The organism is Citrobacter sp. VF227, from assembly GCF_052950715.1.
On sequence record NZ_JBRFVF010000591.1, the window covers coordinates 1 to 438 of the forward strand.

Annotated in this window: 2 protein-coding genes; both read right to left on the reverse strand. The window is 50.2% G+C overall.

Annotated elements, in window-relative coordinates; translation table 11 throughout:
• On the reverse strand, positions 1 to 169 hold a 169-nt coding region (locus ACU8YC_RS28040), incomplete at its 3' end, for a DUF3413 domain-containing protein (protein WP_446896401.1).
• A gap of 31 nt (positions 170 to 200) precedes the next feature.
• Positions 201 to 428, reverse strand: a complete 228-nt coding sequence (locus ACU8YC_RS28045; RefSeq protein ID WP_446896402.1) for a YejL family protein — start codon at positions 426 to 428, stop codon at positions 201 to 203.
• Positions 429 to 438 lie beyond the last annotated feature (10 nt).

Consider the following 438-nt stretch of genomic DNA (forward strand, 5'->3'; position numbering starts at 1 on the left):
GGCTTACATAGGAATAAATGCGACCTGCAAGCGTTGTCGGCCAGTCGGCGACAAACAGGTAACGGCTACCGAGTACCACGGCCAACAGAATGTTGAACAAGGCAAACCAGTGCCCACAGCTAACCATCTGAGAGACTTTCTCACGGTAGCGCTGACGCTGAGCTACCATAAACTGTTGTTCGTTTCCCCGGAGCAGGCTCTTAATGCGCTTGGTCGTCGTTTACCGAAGACTGCAATGCGCGGGCAAGAGAGTTGGCAATCGCCTGGCGCTGGGCCGGTGCGATGCTTGTATTGATAAGGTTAGTTACCATATTTCCCAATACCATCAGTGAAAGATCGGTCGGCGCCTTATGTTTTTCCAGTACGTTGAGCATCTCATTCAGCAGTTGTTCAACGTGTTCGTCACTATAGCGGGATATTTGTGGCATAAATCGAAAT

Excerpts from the sequence above, each read along its gene's own strand:
- ACU8YC_RS28045 (WP_446896402.1), bottom strand. The coding sequence starts at position 428 with ATGCCACAAATATCCCGCTATAGTGACGAACACGTTGAACAACTGCTG.